General features: G+C 64.9%; 15 protein-coding genes. 11 read left to right on the top strand and 4 right to left on the bottom strand.

Going from position 1 to position 24,942, the window contains the following annotated elements; translation table 11 throughout:
• Positions 1 to 50 precede the first annotated feature (50 nt).
• Entirely contained in the window at positions 51 to 3,452 is a 3,402-nt protein-coding gene (locus X907_RS09500) for a YhdP family protein (protein WP_127567405.1), read from the top strand.
• Positions 3,453 to 3,555: 103 nt separating this feature from the next.
• Positions 3,556 to 4,638 (top strand): 3-isopropylmalate dehydrogenase, encoded by a 1,083-nt coding sequence (leuB, locus tag X907_RS09495; RefSeq protein ID WP_127567403.1) that lies wholly within the window; start codon positions 3,556 to 3,558, stop codon positions 4,636 to 4,638.
• On the opposite strand, the gene X907_RS09490 is transcribed toward leuB, so the two are convergent.
• Both X907_RS09490 and X907_RS09485 read right to left on the bottom strand, forming a co-directional pair.
• A complete protein-coding gene (locus tag X907_RS09490; protein ID WP_233352283.1) occupies positions 4,630 to 5,328 on the bottom strand; it encodes a GntR family transcriptional regulator in 699 nt (232 codons plus the stop codon). The two genes, leuB and X907_RS09490, sit on opposite strands and share 9 nt — an antisense overlap.
• Entirely contained in the window at positions 5,325 to 6,692 is a 1,368-nt protein-coding gene (locus X907_RS09485) for a formimidoylglutamate deiminase (protein WP_127567401.1), read from the bottom strand. The genes X907_RS09490 and X907_RS09485 overlap by 4 nt, the downstream gene beginning before the upstream one ends.
• A gap of 109 nt (positions 6,693 to 6,801) precedes the next feature.
• Here X907_RS09485 and hutI point away from each other — a divergent pair, with 109 nt between their 5' ends.
• The 8 genes from hutI (at position 6,802) to X907_RS09445 (ending at position 15,723) form a co-directional block, all read left to right on the top strand.
• Positions 6,802 to 7,959, top strand: a complete 1,158-nt coding sequence (gene hutI, locus X907_RS09480) for an imidazolonepropionase (RefSeq protein ID WP_127569439.1) — start codon at positions 6,802 to 6,804, stop codon at positions 7,957 to 7,959.
• On the top strand, positions 7,953 to 9,470 hold the full coding sequence (hutH, locus tag X907_RS09475; RefSeq protein ID WP_127567399.1) for a histidine ammonia-lyase: 1,518 nt from the start codon (positions 7,953 to 7,955) through the stop codon (positions 9,468 to 9,470). The genes hutI and hutH overlap by 7 nt, the downstream gene beginning before the upstream one ends.
• Entirely contained in the window at positions 9,467 to 10,267 is an 801-nt protein-coding gene (hutG, locus tag X907_RS09470) for an N-formylglutamate deformylase (RefSeq protein WP_127567397.1), read from the top strand. Before hutH ends, hutG begins: the two co-directional genes overlap by 4 nt.
• On the top strand, positions 10,264 to 11,943 hold the full coding sequence (gene hutU / locus X907_RS09465; protein WP_127567395.1) for a urocanate hydratase: 1,680 nt from the start codon (positions 10,264 to 10,266) through the stop codon (positions 11,941 to 11,943). The genes hutG and hutU overlap by 4 nt, the downstream gene beginning before the upstream one ends.
• 138 nt (positions 11,944 to 12,081) lie before the next feature.
• A complete protein-coding gene (locus X907_RS09460; RefSeq protein ID WP_127567393.1) occupies positions 12,082 to 13,032 on the top strand; it encodes a methyltransferase in 951 nt (316 codons plus the stop codon).
• 115 nt (positions 13,033 to 13,147) lie between these two features.
• Entirely contained in the window at positions 13,148 to 13,846 is a 699-nt protein-coding gene (locus tag X907_RS09455; protein WP_127567391.1) for a fumarylacetoacetate hydrolase family protein, read from the top strand.
• A gap of 17 nt (positions 13,847 to 13,863) precedes the next feature.
• Positions 13,864 to 14,496, top strand: a complete 633-nt coding sequence (gene maiA / locus X907_RS09450) for a maleylacetoacetate isomerase (protein WP_127567389.1) — start codon at positions 13,864 to 13,866, stop codon at positions 14,494 to 14,496.
• 24 nt (positions 14,497 to 14,520) lie between these two features.
• Positions 14,521 to 15,723 (top strand): BaiN/RdsA family NAD(P)/FAD-dependent oxidoreductase, encoded by a 1,203-nt coding sequence (locus X907_RS09445; protein ID WP_127567387.1) that lies wholly within the window; start codon positions 14,521 to 14,523, stop codon positions 15,721 to 15,723.
• A gap of 4 nt (positions 15,724 to 15,727) precedes the next feature.
• Here the strand turns inward: X907_RS09445 and X907_RS09440 are convergent, their stop codons facing one another.
• Complete coding sequence (locus tag X907_RS09440; RefSeq protein ID WP_127567385.1) at positions 15,728 to 17,320, bottom strand: ABC-F family ATP-binding cassette domain-containing protein; 1,593 nt, start codon at positions 17,318 to 17,320, stop codon at positions 15,728 to 15,730.
• A gap of 214 nt (positions 17,321 to 17,534) precedes the next feature.
• Between X907_RS09440 and X907_RS09435 the strand changes: the two genes are divergently transcribed.
• Positions 17,535 to 23,933 (top strand): autotransporter outer membrane beta-barrel domain-containing protein, encoded by a 6,399-nt coding sequence (locus X907_RS09435; RefSeq protein ID WP_127567383.1) that lies wholly within the window; start codon positions 17,535 to 17,537, stop codon positions 23,931 to 23,933.
• A 173-nt stretch (positions 23,934 to 24,106) separates the two neighbouring features.
• Here the strand turns inward: X907_RS09435 and X907_RS09430 are convergent, their stop codons facing one another.
• On the bottom strand, positions 24,107 to 24,934 hold the full coding sequence (locus tag X907_RS09430; RefSeq protein WP_127567381.1) for a ferredoxin--NADP reductase: 828 nt from the start codon (positions 24,932 to 24,934) through the stop codon (positions 24,107 to 24,109).
• Positions 24,935 to 24,942: the final 8 nt, after the last annotated feature.

The following is a 24,942-nucleotide window of genomic DNA, read 5'->3' as shown; positions in this document are numbered from 1 at the left end:
GTGGGTGCCCGGACGCGTCCGTCCAGTATTACGCTGACATACAGGTAGCCGTGCTAGTCCGAAGCGCCCGCCTTTTCCTGATCTACACGCTGGAGGCGATTGCCGTTCTGATGGCGCTCGCCATCTTTGCTGCGGCGGCATTGCTGTGGCGGCTGGCCAGTGGTCCGGTCGATGTCGATGCGGTGGTGGCCGGTTTGCGGCCCGCCATTGCCACTGCGCTTGGCGGCGAAGAAGCCCGCTATGGCAGTGCCAGTATCCGCTATGCGCCGGACAGCCGCGCGCTCGTTATCGACATGCGTCAGCTGGAGGTTGACGGGCCCGGCGGCGCGGTGCTGGCCACAGCCGAGCAGGTGGAGCTGGCGCTGGCGCTGGACCAGCTGGTCATCGGGCGCATCCGTCCGGTGGAGATCAATGCGGTAGGCGGTGTCTTTACCGTACGCCGTGATGGGTCCGGCGTGGTGAGCGCCTCGCTGGGCGGCCGGACCGCGCAGGCCGGAGACACAAGCGGCGATGATGCGGCGGGAACCGTGCTTGCACGCCTGCAGCGCGCGCGCATCAGCGGCGCGGAACTGCGGGTGGAAGACGCGATCAGCGGGCTTTCGGCCCGGTTTGCTGATGCCGAGCTGGCGCTGGAGCGCGATGGGCGCGCCGTGCAGGTGTCTGCCAATGCCGGGTTTCTGGCCCCTGCAGGCGCCGTGCCGGTTACGGTCGAGCTTGAGACCGGCGCCAATTTTGACACCATGTTTCTGGCCTTTTCGGCACAGGGACTGGTTCCCGCCACGCTCGGCAATCTGCAGGGTGTGTGGGGGCGGCTCGGCGCCTTTGATGTCCCGCTCGATGTCGATCTGGTTCTTGATGCCAGCCGGTCAGCCGGGCTGCGCGCCGTGGAGCTGACCCTTGATGCGGGAGCGGGCGTGTTCCGCGGTGCAGATGGCGCGCTGGGAATAGAGTCTGCGCATGTCAGCGCATCGCTGGACGCCGCTGGCGGGGAGCTGGAGCTGCGCGCCCTGCAGCTGGACAGCGAACGTTTGCGGCTGGACGTATCGGGCCGTCTGCATGGCTTTGCCGGTTACGATAATCTGCTGCCTTCGCGCGCCCGGTACGAGCTGGTTCTGGGCGCAGGAGAGCTGATCCTGCCGGGTACCCTGCAAGGGCCGTTTGCCTGGTCGCGCGGTGCGTTTTCGGGGCGGCTCGATACCCGGTCACTCGAACTCTTCATTGATGACGGGGAAGCCGAATTTCTCGATGTCACCGCCAGCCTGTCCGGGCGTCTGGGGCTCGACGAGACGGAGGAAGGGCGCAGGCCCGCCATCCGCATCGAGGGCGATGTAGACGGCGTTATACGCAAGGACGCAGTGCTGGCGCTGTGGCCGGTGGAGTTTGCGCTGGGCGGGCGCGACTGGGTAGAGGCCAATGTGCTTGCAGGCGAGGCGCGCAATCTGCGCGCGGACATCAACATTCCCGCCGAGGCGTTCAATGCCGGGATGCTGGATGATGAAGATCTGACGGTCAGCTTTGATTTCAGCAATGCCACAGCGCGCTATATCTCCACCATGACGCCGCTGACCGGGCTTTCGGGTTCGGCTGTGCTGCGCGGCAATTCACTCAGTCTGACAGGACGTTCAGCGCGCATAGACGCGCTGGAGATCGATACGCTTTTCGTCGAGATACCGCGCTTCAATCCGCGCGGCGCGCCAGCCCGCTTTGGCGGAGAGGGGCGCGGCTTGCTATCCGGCCTGGTGGCCCTGCTCGACCAGCCGCCTCTCAATCTGGCGAGCGGTTACGGGTTTGATCCGCAGACGCTTGAAGGGGAGGGCGCGGTCCGTTTCGAGATCACCCGTCCCATGCTGCGCGATGTGCCATACGAGGATATCGGCTTTGATGTGTCGGGGCGTTTTTCGGGCGCTGCCGGTCCCAGTGGTGTCGGCGAAGTGCGCTTCACTGACGGCGATATCAGCTTCCAGGCGGACAGTGCAGGTCTGGAGGCGAGCGGCGATGTACGTATCGGCCGGTCACTGGCGCGTCTGGAGTGGCGTGAGCGGTTCCAGACGCCGGAGGGCGAGCTGGGCACACGGGTGCGGATCGTTTCCAACGCGGATGCGCGTGATCTCGATCTGGCCGGCATACCCGCGCGCGGGATTATTGACGGACAGATTGGTCTCGATGCCACCTTTGTCGGCAATGGCCTGGATTTCTCGCGCTATGTCGTGATGGGTGATCTCACCGACGCGGCTCTGGTGCTGCCGGCGAATCTGTGGACCAAGCCGCGCGGCATGCCCGCCGCGCTGGAGATGGTAGCCGAACGCTCAGCCGAAGGCGGGCTTGAAATCAGCCGTCTGGCCGTACTGGGCGATGAAGTGGATATTCGCGGACAGGCAAGTCTGGCAGCAGACGGGCTTTTGCTCAGTGCCGGGTTTGAACGCGTGATTGTCGGAGGACGGTCCGATCTGGCCATCAGCGCCAGCAGGCCGGATGGCAGCGAGGGCCCGCTGGATATTCGCATCTCCGGGCGCTTTCTCGATGCGAGTGACCTGATCTCAAATCTCGTATCGGGCCGGCTGTTCAGCGGAGAGGGCGCTGGCGCGGTATCGTTGATCGCCGATGTGGAGACGGTCCAGGCCGGGCGGGTGCGCTATGGCGCTGTCGGACTGGCGCTGGAGTCAGATGCGCAAGGCCTGCAGCGGCTTAATCTGCAGGCGGCCCTGCCGCGCGGGGAGATCTCGCTTGCGGTCGCGCCCCAGCCCGACGGGATGCGGCTATTGTCGGCTCGAAGCGCCGATGCAGGCGCGGTGCTCACAACGCTTGGCGGGTTCGGCACGATTACCGGCGGCACGATGGAGCTTGAGGGGCTGCTGCCGCCTGCGGGCACGCCGGGCGGTGTTCAGGGGCGCCTGCTGGCAAACGGATTCCGGCTGGAGCAGATGCCGCTTCTGGCGCGCATTCTGGCAGCCGGATCGCTGGAAGGGCTCGGCAGCCTCTTCTCGGGCCAAGGCATCGATTTTGAACGCCTGGAGGTCGACTACGCCTTTGCCGACGGGCTGCTGGAAATGCGTGAAGGCCGTGTGGCGGGGCCCTCTCTCGGGCTGACCTGGACGGGCGTGGTTGATACGGCTGGTGAGCGGATGAACCTCTCCGGCACGATCCTGCCGTCCTACGGGCTGAACTCCGTGCTGGGCAATCTGCCGGTTGTGGGGGAATTGCTGACCTCGCGCCGGGGTGAGGGCATTGTCGGCGTGACCTTTGCCGCCGAGGGCCCGTTTGACGCCACGCGTGTTTCTGCCAATCCGCTGTCGGCGCTGGCTCCCGGCGTGTTCCGGCGGATGTTTGAAGGCACGTCAGCCCTGCGGGAGCTGGATGCGCTGGAGGCGCGCCGCCGCGAGGAAGCGGCACAAGCAACAGCCGATGCGCCCCGCGATAGCAGCGAAGACGCGGATGACAGCGCCGAAGACTAAGGCACAGCCCCGCCTGCACTGCCAGCGCCGCTTTGCTGCACTTGCGTAATTTCCCCGTGTCGCGCAGTTTCGCACGGTGTGTTGAAGTTGGCGGGTAATACGGATGAAACTGCTTCTGCTTCCCGGAGATGGCATTGGCCCTGAAGTGCTGGCGGAAGTCCGGCGCGTTATTGACGGGCTCAACGCCCATCACGGTCTTGGCCTGAACGTGGAGAACGGTGACATAGGCGGGGCGTCGCTGGACCGCCACGGCACGCCGCTGGCACCGCACGTCCTTGAAATGGCCAAAGCCAGCGACGCGGTGCTGATGGGCGCTGTCGGCGGGCCGAAATGGCAGGGTGTGTCTTACGAATTGCGTCCCGAACAGGGGCTTCTCAATCTGCGCAAAGGTCTGGGCCTCTACGCCAATCTGCGCCCGGCATTGTGCTTCCCGGCGCTGGCGGATGCCTCCACGCTTAAACGCGACGTGATCGACGGCCTCGACATTCTCTTCGTGCGTGAGCTGATCGGCGGGGTCTATTTCGGCGAGCCGCGCGGCATCGAAACCCTGCCCGACGGCACAAAGCGCGGCTTCAACACGCAAAGCTATACCACGCCCGAGATCGAGCGCGTCGCGCGCATGGCCTTTGATCTGGCCCGCCAGCGCGAGGGCAGGGTGTGCTCGGTGGAAAAAGCCAATGTGATGGAATCCGGCCTGCTCTGGCGCGAGACCGTCACCGCCCTGCATGCGCGTGAATATGGCGATGTGGCGCTGTCCCACATGTATGCCGATAACTGCGCGATGCAGCTGGTGCGCGATCCGCGCCAGTTTGACGTGATCCTGACCGATAATCTGTTTGGCGACATTCTCTCCGATGCGGCGGCCATGCTGACCGGGTCGCTGGGCATGCTGCCCTCTGCCGCGCTGGGCGAGCCGGGCTTGCCGGGCCTCTATGAGCCGATCCACGGCTCCGCGCCGGACATTGCGGGCAAGGGCATCGCCAATCCGTGCGCGGCCATCCTCAGCCTGGCCATGGCACTGCGCTACCAGCTGGGCCGGCCGGACCTTGCTGACCTGACCGAAAAGGCGGTGAGCGATGTGCTCGACGCCGGTTACCGCACAGGCGATCTGCTGGGCGGCGAGGATACCCGTCTTGTTGGCACTGAAGGCATGGGCCGCGCGATTACCGAGCGGATTTCAGCCTAGCGTCGTGGTGAGGCGATAGCCCGGCGCATAGGTCAGCGTAACGGCCGTGACGGCGGCATCATCGGTACGCGTTATGCGCTCCACGCCAAAGACGGCGCTGCCCCGCGCGCAGCCGAGCCGGGAGGCGAGGGCGGTATCGGCCTTGCGGGCCTGAAAGCTGAGCTCGCCGCCCGTGAACGGCACGTTGCGGACCAGCCATTCATTGGCGCTGGAGGCAGCGAAGTCCGCGCGCTCCTTTGGCACCAGATCCGGGTTCAGCCAGCGATCCTCCAGGCAGAAGGGCCGCTTGCCCGCGCTGTGCAGGGCAATGACGCGGCGCCAGCGCGTGCCGCGCGGCTGGTCCAGCGTGGCGGCGAGCTCATCGGGCAGGCGCTCGATGCGGTCTTCCAGCAGCGTGTAGCCATAGCTGGCGCCCGACTGCTCCACCTCATGGCGGATGATCGCAATCTCGAACACGGCGCGGCGCACCGGCGTCTCGGTCACGCGCGTGCCGCCCTTGCGCCGCCGGTCGAGATAACCGGCCTCGGCCAGATCACGCAGCGCCCGGTTCACCGTGGCGCGCGCGCAGCCCAGCTCCTGCGCAATCTCAGCCTCTTTGGGGATCATCGCGCCCGGTGGCCATTCGCGCGTGCGGATACGGCGCAGGGCCTCCGCCCGCACGCTTTGCCACGCATAGGCGCTGGCGGTCACAGGCGCGCTCCCAGACGCCGGATCGTGGCGCGATAGCGCCCGGTAATCGCGTCATGCGCGATATGGCGTCCTTCGCGAACCTGATGGCGGCCTGCGGCCCAGACATCGCTGACCATGCTGTCATCGCCTGCGAACACCCAGCTATCGAGGGTGAGATCGCCGGAACGCCCTTCCAGCGTGATATGGCCGGTATCGAGCGCCACGAGGTCAGCCAGTTTCCCGGCGGCGATCACGCCCGCTTCGCGCCCTGCGGCCTGCGCGCCGCCTTTCGCCACGCCTTCCAGCAGCACCCGCCCGGCGGACTTTTCGCGCGTGGCAAGCGCCGCCCGGCTGCGGTCACGCAGGCGCTGGGAGTATTCAAGCTGGCGCAATTCCTCTGACAGGGAGATGCGCACATTGCTGTCCGAGCCGACGCCGAACCGCCCACCGGCTTCCAGCCATGTCGTGCCGTTGAAAATGCCATCGCCGAGATTGCCTTCGGTGATCGGACACAGCCCCGCCACTGCGCCTGTACGGGCGAGGGCGCGCGTTTCTGCGTCATTCATCTGCGTGCAGTGGATGAGGCACCAGCGCGCGTCCACGTCTGCATTGGCCAGCAGCCATTCGGTGGGCCGTGCGCCGTAAGCTGTCAGCACTTCCTCCACCTCGCCGGTCTGCTCGGCCAGATGCATGTGCAGCGGCGCACCGGGCGCAAGCGCGATACAGGCGGCCAGCCCCTCGCGGCTGACCGCGCGCAGCGAATGCGCGGAAATGCCGAGCCTTGTATCGGCGGGCAGGGGCTTCAAAGCTTCGCTGGCTGATTCAACAAGGCGCTCGAACCGGCTGACATCATTGCCGAAACGGATCTGGCCTGCGCCCAGTGGACGGCCACCGCACCCGCCCTGCTGGTAGAGCACAGGCAGCAGGGTGAGGCCGACACCGGTCTGGCTGGCGGCAGCGGCGATGCGGTGGCTCATCTCGCCCGGATTGTCATAGGCCGCGCCATCGGGGCCGTGATGGAGATAGTGAAATTCCACATTGGTGGCGTAGCCAGCTTCGAGCATTTCCATCTGCACGAAGGCAGCGATGGCCTCCACATCATCAGGGGTGAGGGCATCCAGGAAGGCGTACATCGCCTTGCGCCAGGTCCAGAAATTATCCGACGGGTCGGCCCCGCGCCGCTCGGTCAGGCCCGCCATGGCGCGCTGGAAGGCGTGGGAGTGCAGGTTTGCGGGTGCGGGCAGCAGGATTCCGGTGCGGTAATCGCCGCTCTGAGGGGTAGCGCCTGCCTCTATTGAGGTAATGCGATCCCCTTCCAGTACCACGCGGACATCGCGCGCCCAGCCGGATTCCAGAAGTGCCTCGCCCGCGTGAATGACGCTCATGCCCGCTCCGTTGACTCGCATATTAAGTCTATACTTAATGGGCCGGCTTGCAGGAGGAATCAAGGTGGAACACGCCCGCACCCATGTGCTGACCGGCGCGAGGCTCGCCATGACGGTAGAGCCCGTGACTGGCCCCGGTGCCATCGTCATCGAAGGCGAACGCATTGCGTGGGCAGGGCTTCAGAGCGATCTGCCGGGCGCGTATTCCAGGGCGCCTTCGCGTGATCTGGAGGGGCGTCTGGTGACGCCCGCGCTCATCGACTGCCACACCCATCTCGTCCATGGCGGCAACCGCACGCGCGAGTTTGAGCTGCGTCTTGAGGGCGCGAGCTATGAGGAGATCGCGCGGGCAGGGGGCGGCATCGTCTCCACCGTCACGGCGACGCGCGGCGCTGGCGAAGCGCAGCTTCTCGCCGAAGCCCTGCCGCGCCTTGATGCGCTGCTGGCCGAAGGGGTGGCGACGGTCGAGATAAAGTCCGGCTATGGTCTCGACATCGAAACCGAGCTGGCCATGCTGCGCGTGGCGCGCGCGCTGGAGGCTGAACGCCCTGTCACCATTCGCACCAGCTTCCTTGGCGCGCATGCCATCCCTGCGGAATACAAGGGCCGGGCGGATGCCTATATCGATGAGGTATGCCTGCCCGCCTTGCGCGCCGCGCACGCGGAGGGCCTCGCCGATGCGGTGGACGGGTTCTGCGAGAACATCGCCTTCAGCGCGGACCAGATCGAGCGTGTATTCGCTGAAGGCAGGGCGCTCGGCCTGCCGGTGAAACTGCACGCCGAACAGCTTTCCCAGCAGGGCGGCACACAGCTCGCCGCGCGCTATGGCGCGCTGTCAGCAGACCACCTCGAATACGCCGATGAGGGCGATGCAAAGGCGATGGCCAAGGCCGGCATGGTCGCCGTGCTGCTCCCCGGTGCCTTCTACTTCCTGCGCGAGACGAAGCTGCCGCCGATTGCCGCCTTGCGCCAGCATGGCGTGCCCATGGCGCTGGCGACGGACTGCAATCCGGGTTCCTCGCCCCTGACATCCCTGCTGCTGACCATGAATATGGGCTGCACGCTCTTCCGCCTGACGCCGGATGAGGCGCTACGGGGTGTGACGCTGAACGCGGCGAAGGCGCTGGGTCTTGATGACCGGGGCATCATCGCGCCGGGCAAGCGCGCCGACCTCGCCATCTGGGATGCTGAAATTCCGGCCGAACTCGCCGGGCGTATCGGCTTCAACCCGCTTCACCAACGCATGTTCGGAGGCCGCCCATGCTGACCCTCATTCCCGGCTCGGTCCGCCTCGCTGATCTTGAACGCATCTGGCGTGAGGGCTTGCCCGCCCGCCTTGATCCCTCCGCGCGCGAGGGCGTGGAAGCCTCTGCTGCGCGTGTGGCACAAGCTGCGCAAGGCGCGGACGCGGTTTATGGCGTCAATACCGGCTTTGGAAAGCTCGCCCATGTGAAGATCGCTGCGGGCGACACGCGCACGCTGCAGCGTAATCTCATCCTCTCCCATTGCTGCGGTGTCGGCGATGAGACTGACGCGGCAATCGTGCGCCTGATGATGGCGCTAAAGCTTTTGAGCCTGGGGCGCGGCGCGTCAGGCGTGCGCTGGGAGCTGATCGCGCTCATCGAAGCCATGCTGGAGCGCGGCGTCACGCCCGTCATCCCCTTGCAGGGCTCGGTCGGCGCGTCGGGTGATCTCGCCCCGCTGGCCCACATGGCCGCAGTAATGATCGGGGAGGGCGAAGCCATCCATGCGGGCAAGCGCCTTTCCGGCGGCAAGGCTCTCAGCGCAGCGGGCCTGAAACCGATAGTACTTGAAGCCAAGGAGGGTCTGGCCCTGATCAACGGCACGCAATTCTCCACCGCCATGGCGCTGGCGGGGCTGTTCGATGCGCTGCGTATGACCGCCAATGCCGTGCTCACCTCCTGCCTCTCCACCGATGCGGCGATGGGCTCTACCGCGCCCCTGCATCCGCAAATCCATGCCCTGCGGGGTCATCGTGGACAGATCGAGGTGGCGGAGCGCATGCGCGCCCTGATGGATGGCTCGCAGATACGCGACAGTCATCGCGAGGATGATACCCGCGTGCAGGACCCGTACTGCATACGCTGCCAGCCGCAGGTGGCGGGCGCGGCGCTGGACCTGCTCCGCCAGGCGGGCGCGACACTTCAGATCGAAGCCAATGCCGTCACCGACAATCCGCTGGTGCTGGATGATGCCATTGTTTCAGGCGGCAATTTCCACGCAGAGCCGGTGGCCTTCGCCGCGGACATGATCGCGCTGGCGATTGCCGAAGTAGGCGCGATTGCCCAGCGGCGCATCGCGCTTCTGGTCGATCCTAACCTCAATCATGATCTGCCGCCCTTCCTCACCCCCGCGCCGGGCCTGAATTCCGGCTACATGATCGCCGAGGTCACGACCGCTGCCCTGATGAGCGAGAACAAGCATCTGGCCAATCCGTGCTCGACCGATTCCACGCCCACCTCCGCCAATCAGGAAGACCATGTGTCCATGGCGGCTCACGCCGCCGTGCGCCTGATGCGGATGAATGCCAACCTTGCCCGCATCCTGGCCGTCGAGGCGATGAGCGCGGCGCAGGGCATCGCCTTCCGCGCGCCGCTGCAGACTTCGCCTGCGCTAATCGCCGCGATTGAGGCGCTGCGCGCGGCTGTGCCGGTGCTGGAAGCCGACCGCTATATGGCGGGCGATATCGAGCGTGCCGCCGAACTGGTGCGCTCCGGCGCGCTGATCCGCGCAGCGGGTCTGGAGATCGCGCCGTGAACCCGGTTAGCGTCAGACAAGGCACCAGCCCGGTCGTCATCGCCGTGCCGCATGCCGGCACCTGGCTACCCGAAAAGGTACGTGCGCGGCTGAACGCGAAGGGTGAGGCCCTGGCCGATACGGACTGGCATGTGGACCGGCTCTATGAGGGGCTGCTCCCCGGCGCGGCAATGGTAGTGGCGAACTTCCATCGCTATGTGGTCGACCCGAACCGGCCGCCCAACGGGGCGAGCCTCTATCCCGGCCAGAACACGACCGGGCTCGTCGCCAATACCGATTTTGATGGCGAGCCGATCTGGACCGAGCCGCCTACAACGGACGAGATAGCAGCGCGCGTAGCGGCGTATCATGCGCCCTACCATGCGGCGGTCGCGGCGGCGCTGGACGCCGCCAAAGCGCGCCATGGCGTGGCCATTCTCTACGATGCGCACTCCATCCGCTCGCGCATTCCCTTCCTGTTTGATGGCACACTCCCGGACCTGTGCATCGGCACGGCAGACGGAACGAGCTGTGCTGAAGTTCTGTCTGGGGAAGTGATCAAAATCGCCAGTAAATCAGCGCGCTACAGCCATGTCCTCAATGGCCGATTCAAGGGCGGCTGGACAACCCGCCATTACGGAAAGCCCGATACTGGCGTCCATGCGATCCAGATGGAGCTGGCCCAGTCAGCTTATCTGCAAAGCGAAACTGCGCCCTTTGCCTATGACGACGCGAAGGCCACGAGCCTGCGCGCCGTCCTCTCTGAAATCCTGCACCGGCTGGAAGAGCTGGCGCCCGATCTGAAGGTGACATCATGACCGGCACACGGCGCAATGCGCGCGACATTTATCCGCCCACCGGCACCACGCTGAATGCGAAAAGCTGGATGACCGAAGCGCCGCTGCGCATGCTGATGAATAATCTGCACCCGGATGTTGCCGAGAACCCGCACGAGCTGGTCGTCTATGGCGGGATTGGCCGGGCGGCGCGCAACTGGGAAGCGTTTGACGGTATTGTTGCGGCGCTTAAAGACCTCAATGAGGACGAGACGCTGCTGGTGCAGTCGGGCAAGCCTGTGGGTGTGTTTCGTACCCATGCCGATGCGCCGCGCGTGCTGATTGCCAATTCCAATCTGGTGCCGCACTGGGCGACATGGGAGCATTTCAACGCGCTCGATAAGCAGGGCCTGATGATGTACGGCCAGATGACGGCTGGCTCGTGGATCTATATCGGCACGCAGGGCATCGTGCAGGGCACGTATGAAACCTTCGCCGAGGCGGGCCGCCAGCACTTTGGAGGCGATCTGACCGGCAAATGGATACTCACCGCCGGTCTTGGCGGTATGGGCGGGGCGCAGCCGCTGGCCGCAGTCTTTGCCGGAGCATCCTGCCTTGCCGTTGAGTGCGACGAGACGCGCATCGATTTTCGTATACGCACCAGATACCTGGACGAAAAAGCACATACACTGGATGAGGCGCTGGAAAAGATCGCCCGCTGGACCGCAGCCGGAGAAGCCAAATCGGTCGGCCTCGTCGGCAATGCGGCTGATATTTTCCCCGAACTTGTCCGCCGCATGGAAGCCGGTGAAATCCGGCCCGACATCGTCACCGACCAGACCAGCGCGCATGACCCCTTACACGGCTATCTGCCGCAGGGCTGGAGCGTGGCGGACTGGCGGTCAAAGCAGGAAAGCGATCCCAGGGAAGTCGAGCGCGCCGCGCGCGCCAGCATGAAAACCCATGTCGCGGCGATGGTGGCCTTCCATGAGGCGGGCGTGCCGACGCTCGATTACGGCAATAATATCCGTCAGGTCGCACTGGAGGAGGGGCTGGAGAACGCCTTCGCCTTCCCCGGTTTCGTGCCCGCCTACATACGCCCGCTCTTCTGCCGGGGTATCGGCCCGTTCCGCTGGTGCGCGCTGTCCGGTGATCCTGAAGACATCCGCAAGACCGATGCGAAGATGAAGGAGCTGTTCCCTCAGAACACGCATCTTCACCGCTGGCTGGACATGGCCGCCGAACGCATTGCGTTTCAGGGCCTGCCCGCGCGCATCTGCTGGATTGGCCTTGGCGACCGTCACAAGGCGGGCCTCGCCTTCAACGAGATGGTGCGCAATGGCGAACTGAAAGCGCCAATCGTCATCGGACGCGATCACCTCGATAGCGGCTCTGTCGCCTCGCCCAACCGTGAGACCGAGGCGATGAAGGACGGGTCTGATGCCGTCTCCGACTGGCCGCTCCTCAATGCGCTTCTGAACACGGCGTCCGGCGCCACCTGGGTCAGCCTGCATCATGGCGGCGGGGTCGGCATGGGCTTCTCCCAGCATTCGGGCATGGTGATCTGCTGTGATGGCAGCGCGGACGCGGACCGGCGTCTGGAGCGCGTTCTGTGGAATGACCCGGCGACCGGCGTGATGCGTCACGCCGATGCGGGCTATGACATCGCCACCGACTGCGCGCGCGAGCACGGGCTCAACCTGCCGGGCATTCTCTAGGCGCGAGTGATTGACAGCTTGGTACCGCCCTCGTAATGGCGATAGCGATGCAGCAGCCCTTGCGGGCTGCATGCAGCGCCCCGTCCGCCGCGTGACCCGGCAAGGGTAAATGAGCGGGCCGTCTCGAAAGCTGTAATCATGACCGCGACGCGGTTTTCCTCTGGTGATCCGGTCGCGGACCGGCGCGCCGAATATGCAGGGCAGTTCGCGGCGCGCGGTGAGACGCAGGCCGCCATCGACGTGCTCAAGAGCGCGCTGGACCTGGCGCCGCACTGGACGGCTGGCTGGTTCCAGCTTGGCCAGTATCACCAGGATGCCGGACAAGACGAAGCGGCTGGCAATGCCTGGACGCGCGTGCTGGAGATTGATCCGTCCGACCCGTTTGGCGCCAGCCTGAAGCTGGATCTGGCGCGCGCCGTGCCACTGGCGGAGTCGATGCCGCCCGCCTTTGTGGAATTGCTGTTCGACCAGTATGCCCCGGACTTTGATAGCGCCCTCGTCGAGCGCCTCCAGTATCGCGGCCCTGAAATCCTGATGCAGCGGCTGCAGGCGGCTGGTTTCCGTCATGCGGGCAAGGCGCTTGATCTGGGGTGCGGCACTGGCCTGATGGGCGAGGTGCTGCGCCCGCATTGCGGCCGTCTGGAAGGCGTGGACATCTCAGCGCGCATGCTGGCCGAGGCCGGTGCCAAGGGCGTCTATGATGCTTTGCACAAGCGTGACATTGCCCGGCAGGAGGCCAGTGGCGAGGTCTTTGATCTGATCGTGGCGGCCGACGTGTTTGCCTATATCGGTGCTCTGGAAAACGTCATCGCGTGGTGCCGCAATGCCCTTGTGCCGGATGGCATGCTGGCCTTCACCGTCGAGGCGGGCGAGGGCGATACCGTGCTGCGTGATAGCCGACGGTTTGCGCACGGGCAGGACTATATCGCCGCGCTGCTGGCGCAGGCGGGTTTTTCCGGTATCGCCATTCACCCTTGCGTGGTCCGGCAGGACCGCGGCACGGACATTCTCTCATACTGTGTTGTCGCCAGTCTGGCGCCGCTGCGCCATGACCGCGAGGATGACGGGGAAGCGCGCGAGGCGGTTTAGGCTCCTGACCGGCCCGGCACCGCCTGCCGCTAACCCCTTGCGCTTTCGGGTGGGCTGCTGTTCGTTGCCGCAACCCTTTCGCGCGAACCCGCGCCGCCCTTCCGGGAGTATCAGCGTGACCCTTGTATTCGAACCCCTGCCGCCCGTGCTTGCGCCTGCGGGCGATGGCAAGCAGTTTCCCGTGCGGCGCCTGTTCTGTGTCGGGCGCAACTATGCCGACCATGCGCGCGAGATGGGCGCCGATCCGGACCGCGAGCCGCCCTTCTTCTTCACCGCCTGGGCCGAAACGGTAGCGACCGGCGGCGGCACAATCGCCTATCCGCAAAAGACCAGCAATTATCACTACGAGGCCGAGCTGGTCGTCGCCATCGGCAAGGGCGGGCGCAACATCCCCGCCGAAAGCGCGATGGATCATGTCTATGGCTATGCCGCCGGGCTGGACATGACCCGGCGCGATCTGCAGGCCGATGCCAAGGCCCATGGCCGCCCGTGGGATGTCGCCAAGAATGTCGAGCAGTCCAAGCCGCTGGGCCTGATCACGCCCGCCAGTGACGGCTTTGACCCTGCAAAGGGCCGTATCAGCCTCTCGGTGAACGGCGCGGTGCGTCAGGACGCGGACCTGTCAGACATGATCTGGCCGGTGGCCGATGTGATCGCCTATCTCTCCGGCCTGTACCGGGTGGAGCCGGGCGACCTCATCTATACCGGCACGCCTGCAGGCGTTGGCGCGGTGGTGCCGGGCGATGTGATAGAGGTGGCGATTGACGGGCTTGCACCGCTGAACGTGACGGTCGGCACGCCTTCCGGCCATTAGGAACACTGGAAAACCCCATGATCTTGCACGGATATTTTCGCTCCTCTGCCGCCTGGCGCATTCGCATCGTGCTCGGCCTAAAGGGTATTGAGGCAAGGCAGGTCTCCCACCATCTGCGCAAGGGCGAGCAGCGTTCTGAAAGCTATCTGAAGCTCAACCCGCAAGGGCTGGTACCGGCGCTTGAGACCGATGACGGAGCGGTTCTGACTCAGTCGCTGGCCATCATCGAGTATCTGGATGCGGTGAAGCCGCAGCCGCTTATGGTGCCGGCCGATCCGGTGAGGGCAGCGCAGGTGCGCGCCTTTGCGCTGGCGATAGCGTGCGAGATTCACCCGCTGCAGAATTTGAGCATCCTGAAAAAGGTCTCGGCGCTGGCGGGGGATGACAATGCCGGTCCGAAATGGGCGGGCGAGGTGATTGCCGGCGGGCTGGCGGCGCTGGAGGTCATGGCCGCACGCGAGCCGGGGCCGTTCTGCTTTGGCGATGCGCCGACACTGGCCGATGTCTGCCTGGTGCCGCAGCTCGGCAATGCCCGCCGCTTTGGCGTGGATGTTTATGCCTATCCGCGCCTTCTGGCCGCCGAAGCGGCGTGTCTGGCGCTCGATGCGTTTGCCAATGCCGCCCCGGACCGGCAGCCCGACGCCGAGTAGGCGCGTACCGGCTGACAGCACGCCATGACACTCACCGCGCACGCAGACACACACTTTGACGCGCTGGTCATCGGGGCCGGGGCGGCGGGGCTATTTTATGGCGCGCGCGCAGGCGAGGCCGGTTTGCGCGTGCTGGTGATCGATCATGCCGCCAAGCCCGCCGAGAAGGTGCGCATCTCCGGCGGCGGGCGCTGCAATTTCACCAACATCCATACCCGTCCTGAGAACTTCATCAGCGCCAATCCGCATTTTGCCAAATCGGCGCTGGCGCGCTTCACGCCGCAGGATTTTCTGGACCGGCTGGCCCGTCACGATATTGGCTGGCACGAGAAGACGCTGGGCCAGCTCTTCTGCGATGGCCGCTCAGGCGCAATTATCGACATGCTGCTGGAAGAGCTGCGCGAGACGGGCGGAGAACTCCGTCTTGGTACATCGATCAACAGCGTTACCCGCACCGATACCGGCTTCCGGATCAGCACGTCGGGCGGCGTCATTGAGGCAGCGCGGCTGGTCATTGCCAGTGGCGGGCTTTCCATTCCCAAAATGGGCGCGACGGGCTTTGCCTATGATATAGCGCGCCAGTTCGGCCATAGCGTGATCGAACCGCGCGCCGCGCTGGTGCCGTTCGTGTTTGAGGGGCGCGACAAGGAGGATTTTGCCTCCATTTCAGGCGTGGCCTGTCCGGTGCGGGCATCGAATGACCGGGCCGCGTTTGACGAAGCCATGCTGTTCACGCACCGCGGCCTCTCCGGCCCGGCGATTCTGCAGATTTCCTCCTACTGGCAGCCAGGTGAGCCGGTGGTGATTGATCTGCTAGCAGGGCTGAACGCCGTCTCTGCGCTGACCGCCTTCAAGGCGGAGCATCCCAAGAGATCACTCGCCAGCGCGATGGAAACCCTGCTTCCCAACCGGCTGGTGGCGCTGCTCAGCGAGCGCGGCGATATTCCGGACATGCCGCGCATGGCCGACATGTCCCACGCGGCGATAGAGGCGCTGGTGGACAGCCTGTCGCGCTGGACGGTCCGGCCCGCAGGCACCGAGGGCTGGCGCACGGCCGAAGTGACCGCTGGCGGCATCAATACCGATGAGCTGTCATCGAAAACGATGGAGAGCCGGATTGTGCCGGGGCTCTATTTCATCGGCGAATGCGTCGATGTCACCGGCTGGCTTGGCGGGTATAATTTCCAGTGGGCGTGGGCGAGCGCCCATGCCGCCGCGCAAGGCTGAGCCGTTACGCCGCGTTGGCCCGGTCGGCCTGCAGGACCAGCTTGCGATAATCATTGAGATCGCCGTCATAGCGCGTCGCGCGGCCATTCTTCACCAGCCATAGCTGGTCTGCCGTGCCTTCGGCCAGATAGACATCGTGGGTGATGAGGATGACCGCGCCATTATAGTCGTTCAGCGCGTAGATCAGCGCTTCGCGGCTGTCGATATCAAGGTGGGAGGTCGGCTCGTCCAGGATCAGAATGTGCGGCTTTTCCATCGCCATCAGGCCCAGCAGAAGACGCACCTTCTCGCCGCCTGACAGCTTCTCGATATTGGTGCCGACCTTCTCGTGGGCAAAGCCCATGGCGGCGGCGACGGCGCGCTGTCTCGCGGGCGGCGTGCCTTCGGGCAGCGCGTCACGGACATGGTCCAGAACCGTTTCGCCGGGGCGCAGCTCGTCCATCTGGTCTTGCGAGAAATAGCCGATGCGCAAGGCACGCGGCGCGGTCCGCTCGCCCGCGATCAGCGGCAGGCGCTGGGCGATGGATTTGACCAGCGTCGTCTTGCCCTGACCGTTGGCGCCCACGATGGCGATACGGTCATCAGGGTCGAGGCGCAGATCTACGCCAGAGAGGATCACGGCATCCTCGCCATAGCCGACTGACGCGCCACGCAGCTGCAGCAGGGGCGCGGCAAGCTTGTCGGTGGAGGTGGGAAAGGAGAAGGGGACGGTGCGCTCTTCAAGCGGCACCGTGATCTCCTGCATTCTCTGCAGCATTTTCACGCGCGACTGCGCCTGGCTGGCCTTGGACGCCTTGGCACCGAAGCGGTCGATGAAGGATTGCAGATGGGCGCGGTCGGCCTCCTGCTTGGCGCGCTGGCTTTCCAGCAGGGCGGTTCTGGCGGCGCGCAGTTTCAGCCAGGCATCATACCCGCCCGGCGAGATGGAAAGCTGCTTGTGCTCCAGCGCCATGGTGTGGGTGACGCAGCGATTGAGCATTTCCCGGTCGTGCGAGACCAGCAGCACGGTATGGGGGTACTTCTTCAGATAGGTTTCGAGCCACGCCGCGCCTTCCAGATCCAGATAGTTGGTCGGCTCGTCCAGCAAGAGAAGGTCCGGCTCGGAGAACAGGACGCCGGCAATGGCGGCGCGCATGCGCCAGCCGCCGGAAAACTCGCGCGTCGCCCGGTAGAGATCGGCATCGGTGAAGCCTAGCCCCATCAGCACTTCAGCGGCGCGGGACTCTGCCGACCACGCGTCAATATCGGCCAGACGCATGTGAATCTCGGAAATGCGGTCCGGGTCCTGCGCGGTCTCGGCCTCCTGCATCAGGGCATGGCGCTCGGTATCGGTGGCCAGCACCACCTCAAGGATTGTCTCGTCGGAGGGTTCCACCTCCTGCGCCACCCAGCCGAGCCTCGCGCCCTTGTTCAGGCGGATGGAGGTGTCCGGTGAAGGCTGAACGATCTCTTCGCGGATCAGTTTGAGAAGCGTGGATTTGCCGGTGCCATTGCGGCCGACCAGGCCGACCTTCCAGCCGCCGGAAATCTGCGCGGACGCATTCTCGAACAGGGAGCGCGCGCCGATACGGTAATCAAGGTTTGAGATCGTAAGCATGGGGGCGGTTTAACGATGCCAGCGCCCGGCGCAATGGGTTTGGCTGCGTGCCGGCGCAGCGGGGCTTGCGCAGAGCGGGCTGGTGGGGGCTTGACGCACCGGAACGCGTCGCCTTGCGCGCGTTGGAAAGGCCGCGCCAACCTTATCGCGGTGCTTAACCTGATGTTCGCCATAACGTTGTACGCTCCTTATCAGTTGGGCAGGGATGGCAAACATGAAAAGCAATCTGATCGTGCGCCGGCGGCGTGATATTCTGGCGTCTGCAGTGTTCCTTTATGCGTCGAGCGCGCTGAGCGCCGTAGCTGCGGAAGCGCAAACACAAACACAAACGCCCTGCACGGCTGTCACCAGCCTTCCATATACGGCGGCTTCTCAAGGCGCAGATGGCAAGAAGGGCTCACATGGCGGCTTTGGACATTCCGGGCATACCGGGGGAACGGGCCAGGCGGGCGATGACGCCAATCTGTGCATTGAGGGCGATGCGAGCCTGAGCAATAGCTCGGCTATTCACGTGTACTCATCCGGCGGACATGGCGGTGAAGGGGGGCGTAGCAGTGCAACCGGACTGCACGGCGGTCATGGCGGACACGGAGGCCATGGCGGTGATCTGGCGCTCACTCTAGTAGGCGGGTTTACTTTAGAGACGGATGGCGATGGCGGGCACGCAATCGTTCTGGTCTCCCAGGGTGGCCATGGCGGCAATGCAGGCGGTGGCGGCAGCGGCTCGGGCGCCGATGGCGGCGATGGCGGTGATGGCGGGCTGATTGATGCCAATCTGGGCGGCGTCATCATGACAGGCGGAGACTTTGCCGACGGTATCCTCGCACGAAGCTCGGGCGGCGAAGGCGGAAACGGCAAGGGCTCGGGCTGGTTCAGCACACGTGGTGGATCAGGCGGATCGGGCGGCTTTGGCGGCGGCCATGTCCGCGTTGGTATAACGGGGCGCATTGCGACCTCCGGCACGAGTTCGGCCGGCGTACACGCTCTGTCCGTGGGCGGTGATGGCGGTGATGGCGGTGCGGGCTCAGGCCTGTTTTTTGCCATCGGAGGCGCCGGTGGCCGGGGCGGGCTTGGCGGCGATGTCAGTATTCATTCAACGGGTCATATCTCGACGTCCGGCGACGGGAGCAATGCCGTGCTGGCCCAGTCTGTCGGTGGCGGGGGAGGCCGGGGCGGGGCAGCCTTCTCGGCTGGCGCGTTTGTTGATGTTGCCATCGGTGGATCGGGTGGCGGCGGCGGTCATGGCGGCAATGTCGATGTCGCCCTGCGGTCTGGATCGGTGACCGCTACAGACGGTGACCATGCTGTGGCTGTGCTGGCGCAATCCATTGGCGGAGGTGGAGGCGCGGGCGGCAATGCTGGCGGCATCGCCGTTGGCGCAGCTGCGGTCAGTGTGTCCATCGGAGGGCGCGGCGGGAAGGGCGGCCATGGTGGCGCCATCAGCTTCCTGCTCGAGGAAAACGCCAGCATAACAACAGGCGCAGGCAACCGGGGCGAACAGTCGTCCGGAGCTGTCCTGCAATCGATTGGCGGCGGGGGTGGTCATGGCGGATCCGCGTTGTCGGTCGGCGCCGGCGTGAACCCGGACGGAGTTGGATTTGGCGCCGCTATCGGTCTGGGCGGGCATGGCGGATCGGCTGGCCATGGCGGGGCCGTCACAGCCCATATCCACGGTGATATCCAGACGGGCGGCAGTCTCTCTTCAGCGCTGACAGCCCAGTCGGTAGGCGGGGGCGGGGGCGCTGGCGGTCATACCGTGGCCGTGGCCGTTGGTGCAGGCGAGGTGGGCGCTTCGGTGTCCGTCGCCATTGGCGGCAAGGGTGGGGATGGCGGGGATGGCGGGGCCGTAAGCCTGGACCTGACCGGCTCACTCCTGACGTCCGGCGCGCGTTCACATGGGCTCGTAGCCCAGTCGATCGGCGGGGGCGGCGGTGATGGCGGCAATGCCGTTGGCGTATCAGCGAGTGCTGGCGAGTCTGCTTACAGTGCGGCAGTGACGCTGGGCGGATCGGGCGGTGGCGGTGGTCATGGCAGCAATGTCTCCATCACGCATGCTGGACAGATCACCACATACGGCGACCATTCCAATGCCGCGCTGGTTCAGTCCATCGGCGGTGGCGGCGGGTCTGGCGGGAACGCCTACAGCTTCACCGCTGCGCTGGGTACTGGCGCGGCCGGCGATGGCGGCAAGGCTGAAAACGTCAATATAGCCATTGGCGGCTCGGGCGGCTCAGGCGGATATGGCGGCGCAGTCAGCTTTGAACAGACAGGCAGCCTCGAAACCCAAGGGGTTCAATCTCATGGCCTCCTTCTGCAGTCGATTGGCGGCGGAGGTGGCTCTGGCGGTCACGTGATTTCTGTGTCGGCCAATGTCGTGGCCGGTGCAGGAGAAGGGGGCGGTGCCGCCAGTTCCCGGCAGACCACACTGGCCATTGGTGGAGCAGGCGGGTCCGGTGCGCGCGGCGGCGCTGTTGTTTATACAGCCGGAGCGGACGCACATATCGCCACGCAAGGCGCTCTTTCCCACGCCCTGTTTGCACAATCCATCGGTGGCGGAGGCGGAGATGGCGGCTACGCGGAAACCGTCAATATCTCTGCCGAGACGGGTGGCGGAGGGTCTGGTGATGATGACGAGGAGAGCGGTGGCGGCAAGGCGACGGTGCGCGCTATCGCGCTGGGCGGCGCGGGCGGCCGTGGCAATACTGGCGGAACGGTCACCATCAACCTCAATACAGGCGCCAGCTTCCTGACCGCCGGTAGCGGCGCCAATGCGATATTTGCCCAATCGATTGGCGGGGGTGGTGGTCACGGCGGCCACGCCCACTCATACGGCCGCATATCAGGCGCCAATGACGACGACACGACGGACAGCCGGCACAATTTCGGCGGTTCAGGCGGCTCGGGCAATCATGGCGGTGATGTCGTTATCGCCGATAGTGAGACGCCTGGTGACGGAGGCGGTAGGATCCAGACCTCGGGCAGCAGTGCGGCGGGAATCTTCGCGCAGTCGATAGGTGGTGGTGGCGGAGCTGCAGGGAGCACCGCATCGGCACTGGAGTTCTTTGGCGAGGATTTTGCCGAGTTCAGTACAGATGACCTTCCCAGCCTCGACAATGACGAGGATGCAGAACTCGAGGGTGGCGATGATGGCCCTGATCTCGACATCGCGCTTGGCGGCACCAATGTTGCGGGCAATGGCGGGTCGGTCACCATCAGCACAGCCAGCACCGTGATGACTTCCGGCAACGCCGCGACCGGCGTCCACGCCCAGTCAATCGGCGCAGGCGGCGGGCTTTCTTACCATGGCGGTGTCACTGGATCTGTCAGCGGCCACAGTTTCCGTTTCGGCGGTAGCCATGGTGCCAACGGCGTAGGCGGGACAGTCATTGTCAGCCTGAGCGGAGACATTACAACTGAGGGCAATTTCGCGCATGGCGTCATGGCCCAGTCTATCGGCGCCGGTGGCGGCAGCAGCCTGCTTCATGGCTCAGGGGGCATTGACGCCCTCTCGCTGACGGGTGTGCTGGGCGCTGAACACTCATCGAGCCGGGGCGGCGCGGTGAACGTGACGCTGAATAATGTGCTTACAACGTACGGCGAGCAGTCGCTCGGGCTTCTTGCTCAGTCCATTGGCGGCGGCGGCGGTGATCTGCGTTACGGGCAGGGCCATGCACGCTCTGCAATGACCCAGCTTCAGCTGGGTAGCGGCGAGGCTGGCAGCGGCAATGGTGCTGCGGTTACGCTTGAGCTCCAGGGACACATCACCACGCATGGCGACCAGTCGGCAGGCGCGATGGCTCAGTCGATTGGCGGTGGCGGTGGCTTTGCGAGCCTGGCCGGGTTCAGCCTCCAGTTGGCCTTTGACGGCGACAGCGCGCTGGGAGGCACTTCCGACCATACCAGCCATGCCGGCACGCTGGACGTTGTCCACGACGGCAGAATTGTAACGCGCGGCAGCCAGTCGGCAGGGCTGATTGGCCAGAGCATTGGCGGCGGCGGCGGTACGTTCCAGCTTGGCGGTATTGATGCTGGCAGCGCCAACCTTACGCTTCGTCTCGGTGCCCAGGCCGCAAAGGGGGACTCGCAAAATCTTACAGCCGCACTGTCGGGGATTGTTCAGACCGAGGGCAGCCAGTCACACGGGGTGATCCTCCAGGGCATCGGGACCGGCGGCGGCCTTGCCGACATCGGTAGCGGGGTGGATGCCGCTGTGTCATTCGGCGGCACGGATATTGGATATGGCCGCCGCGTCGACGCGGCACTCGATGGCGAGATCCGCACAGCCGGAGACCAGGCTTTCGGGCTGATCGTCCAGTCAATCGGCGGCGGCGGCGGGCTGGTGAACCTTGCCAGCCAGTCGCGTCTGACCGAAGCTGTTACCTTGAATTACCAGGGCAAAAGCCAGGGTGAAGCGGTCAATATTGTCCTTGGCGCACAGTCTGTAGTGCAAACGCAGGGGCGCGGCGCGCATGGCATCTTCGCCCAGTCAACGTCCAGCGGCGGCCTGCTGGTTTCCCGCCATGGTGCGCCTCTGGCCAGTGCGTTGGACTATGACCGTATTGCGGGCCATGGCGGCGCGGTCAGTATCGACTCGCGAGGGCTGATTGCCACTTTCGGTGACGCCGCTTCCGGACTGGTTGCGATCAGTGCGGCGGGCGCTGAGGCTGTCATTTCGGATCTGGATGGCCTTACCCGTGTCGGCCGGTTTGGCACCAACGGCTCTGGCACTGTCCATGTCAGCCACTCCGGATTGCTTACAACGCAAGGTAACCGCGCTCACGGGATCGACGCCTACGCCACTCTCCACCAGAAGGACGCTGTGCGTGTGGACGTTTCTGGCGCGATCGATGTAACCGGGGACGGGTCCGCAGCCGTGCGCATGCACAATGTTCGTCTTGGCGAGGACGCGCCAGGAACTCCGCACGATACGCGCACCAGCTATCTCAGAGTCCTGGGCGGCGGGTCCGTCGTCTCGTCATCGCGTGGTACCGGCATCGACATTACTGATACGATAGGCCGGTTTGAGCTTGGTATCGGTGGGCTGGTTGCAAGCGGTGATGCGGTCACGTCCTATGACAGCACGGCAATCCGGACATATGGCCGGGGCCAGATCAATGTCGATGAAGGCGGGCTGGTGTTCGGCGGCATCGACAATGCCGGCCCGTGGCAGGTCGACCTGAATGTGCGCGGCACGCTGGACGGGCACGCTCGCAATATCGGCCACTACGCCCTGTTTGCGGGTGCGCGCCATTATGTGCCGGTCGCGGCATCAATGCCGGGTCCGGCCTTGTCGGCCGCGCGGCTGGACCGCGTGAGCGGCGAGATCAGGCCCTATCTTGCAAGTTTTCAGCGCTTTGACGCGCCCGTCACCCTGATCGCGCAATCTGGCGCGTTGCCGCACGATATTCTCGCTTCAATTCATGATCCGGCCGCAACACGGTTTGATGTGCGGCTCAGTGGTTCCGGCTCGGGGCAGTCCGTATTGATCCACGCTGCCAGCGTCGACTTCCTGCCACTGGTTGGCAGCACCCAATCCGGAGTGGCGCAACTGGCAAATGAGGCCGTCACAGCGTGGATGGACGGTGAAGAAGTGGATTCGGCTGATGCAGACTTTTACCAGACACTTCTCTATGCCGCGCGCCTTGAGACAGCGCAGGACGTAGCGGAGCTGTTTGCTGGCGAGCTGTCGTCCAGCGACGGACACAGGGCCGGTGCGTTCCATCACCTGTCGGCCATATCCCACCTCAACTCCGTTCACAGCTGCGGGCAGCCATCGGGCCAATGGGCGGCCATCGCCGAGGCTGAATGTGTCTGGGTAAGAGGTTCTGGAGGCTATGGACGCGACGACAGGTCTGGCACAAGTCAGAACCGTTATGCCCTTGGTTTTGGCCGGCAGGCCGCGCTCGGCGACACGCTGCGTATCGGTTTCGGTTTGGGGTACGAGCAGACCACAGCACGCTCGGCAACAGCGCGCAGTGAAGGCCAGCAGATCAATCTTGGCGGTGTCATCAAATACGTGAACGGTCCCGCTCTGGCGTCCGCTTCGGCCGCGGTCGGCTATTACAGTTCAGACGGCACGCGCTTTGATACTGCCAGCGTCACGCCAGACGCGTACACGTTCAGCCAGGAGTCGTTGAGCCTGTCAGGCCGGTTCAGGTTTGCGCGGCTATTCAGTGCAGGTGGCCTGGACATTATCCCGCTGATCGATGTGGACGCGAGCTTTGTCCATGATTTCGGCTATAGCGAAAGCGGGCCGGGCGACCAGGCCTTGCGGGTGCATTCACACGGCCAGTTTCTGTTCGACATTCACCCTGCCATCCGCTTTGGCACCGAGACGGTTATCAGGGATGTAGTCTTACGGCCGCATGTGGCTGTGGGCGCGCGTCTGGCCGTGAATGACGGCAATGTGCGTCAATCCTGGCTCAATGGCGGGCGTTTTTCTTCAAGGCCTGTTTCCTATACCCACGAACGCGATGACATCGCCGCGAGCGTGGAACTCGGCCTGCGTGCCTTTGCGGGTGAGCGGTGGGAAATGTCGGCAGTGTATGAAGGGTATCGCGGGGATCACAGCCGGAGCGATAGCGGTTCGGTCAAGCTAGCCTGGCGGTTCTAGGCGCAGCAATCGAGACGCTCGCCCCAGCCAGTATGGTCCGGCTCCATCTGGATCCGGCTGGCAGGGGCAGCCAGCGTCCGCCAGCTATCAGGTGCTCTGCCCTGTGTAGACAACGCCCTGGCCGCCACCCAGAGCTGTTGCTCCGGAAAGCTGACGCACGGCTATGAGCCCGGTTAAATGCCGTCGCCGCTGAAGGCTTTTTCCACCACGAAGCTGCCCGGACGGGCATTGGAGCCTTCGGTGAAGCCCAGCTCGCCGAAGATGGCTTTCAGCTCTTCGAGCATGGCCAGTGATCCGCAGATCATCACCCGGTCATGTTCGGGATCAAAGCGGGCCTGCTGGATGGATTGGAAGAACAGACCGGACTGGATGAGATCGGTAATCCGCCCGGTCTGCGGGCCATCCTCGCGGGTCACGGACGAGAAATAGACCAGCTTTTCCGGCGCGCTTTCGCCCACCAGCGGATCATCCTTCAGCCCCGCCACCAGATCTTGCGAGTAGGCAAGCTCGGCCGCGGTCCGGCAGGTATGGGTGAGGATCACCTGATCGTAGCGCGCATAGACATCCGGCTCGCGCACAATGCTGGCAAAGGGCGCCACGCCCGTGCCGGTGGAGAGCAGAAAGAGGCGCTTGCCGGGCAGCAGTGCGTCGAGCACCAGCGTGCCGGTCGGTTTTCTGCCTACCAGCACCCGGTCACCGGGCTGGATATGCTTCAGGCGCGAGGTCAGCGCCCCGTCCTCCACCTTGATGGAGTAAAACTCCAGCGCATCATCCCAGCTCGGACCGGCCAGCGAATAGGCGCGCAGCGTCGGCTTACCCTCGCCCGCCAGCCCGATCATCACGAACTCGCCGGTGCGGAAGCGGAAGCTCTGCGGACGCGCCGTGCGGAAGGAGAACAGCGTATCGGTGTAGTGGCGCACCTCCAGCACCTCGCAATCGAAGAAGGCACCGGCCTCGATAACAGGCGCAAGGGTCTCAGCCGCAGCGGGAAGGGCGGTCATGGCAAAAT

Origin of the sequence: Glycocaulis alkaliphilus (genome assembly GCF_004000605.1) — a bacterium.
Classification (GTDB): Bacteria; Pseudomonadota; Alphaproteobacteria; order Caulobacterales; family Maricaulaceae; genus Glycocaulis; species Glycocaulis alkaliphilus.
This window is presented reverse-complemented; position numbering and strand designations above follow the sequence as displayed.

What these genes read in the sequence shown, in the direction of transcription:
- X907_RS09430 (WP_127567381.1), bottom strand. Translation starts at nt 24,934, where the DNA reads ATGACCGCCCTTCCCGCTGCGGCTGAGACCCTTGCGCCTGTTATCGAG.
- hutI (WP_127569439.1), top strand. Translation starts at nt 6,802, where the DNA reads ATGACGGTAGAGCCCGTGACTGGCCCCGGTGCCATCGTCATCGAAGGC.
- hutH (WP_127567399.1), top strand. Translation starts at nt 7,953, where the DNA reads ATGCTGACCCTCATTCCCGGCTCGGTCCGCCTCGCTGATCTTGAACGC.
- leuB (WP_127567403.1), top strand. Translation starts at nt 3,556, where the DNA reads ATGAAACTGCTTCTGCTTCCCGGAGATGGCATTGGCCCTGAAGTGCTG.
- X907_RS09440 (WP_127567385.1), bottom strand. Translation starts at nt 17,320, where the DNA reads ATGCTTACGATCTCAAACCTTGATTACCGTATCGGCGCGCGCTCCCTG.
- X907_RS09435 (WP_127567383.1), top strand. Translation starts at nt 17,535, where the DNA reads ATGAAAAGCAATCTGATCGTGCGCCGGCGGCGTGATATTCTGGCGTCT.
- X907_RS09485 (WP_127567401.1), bottom strand. Translation starts at nt 6,692, where the DNA reads ATGAGCGTCATTCACGCGGGCGAGGCACTTCTGGAATCCGGCTGGGCG.
- hutU (WP_127567395.1), top strand. Translation starts at nt 10,264, where the DNA reads ATGACCGGCACACGGCGCAATGCGCGCGACATTTATCCGCCCACCGGC.
- X907_RS09445 (WP_127567387.1), top strand. Translation starts at nt 14,521, where the DNA reads ATGACACTCACCGCGCACGCAGACACACACTTTGACGCGCTGGTCATC.
- maiA (WP_127567389.1), top strand. Translation starts at nt 13,864, where the DNA reads ATGATCTTGCACGGATATTTTCGCTCCTCTGCCGCCTGGCGCATTCGC.
- X907_RS09460 (WP_127567393.1), top strand. Translation starts at nt 12,082, where the DNA reads ATGACCGCGACGCGGTTTTCCTCTGGTGATCCGGTCGCGGACCGGCGC.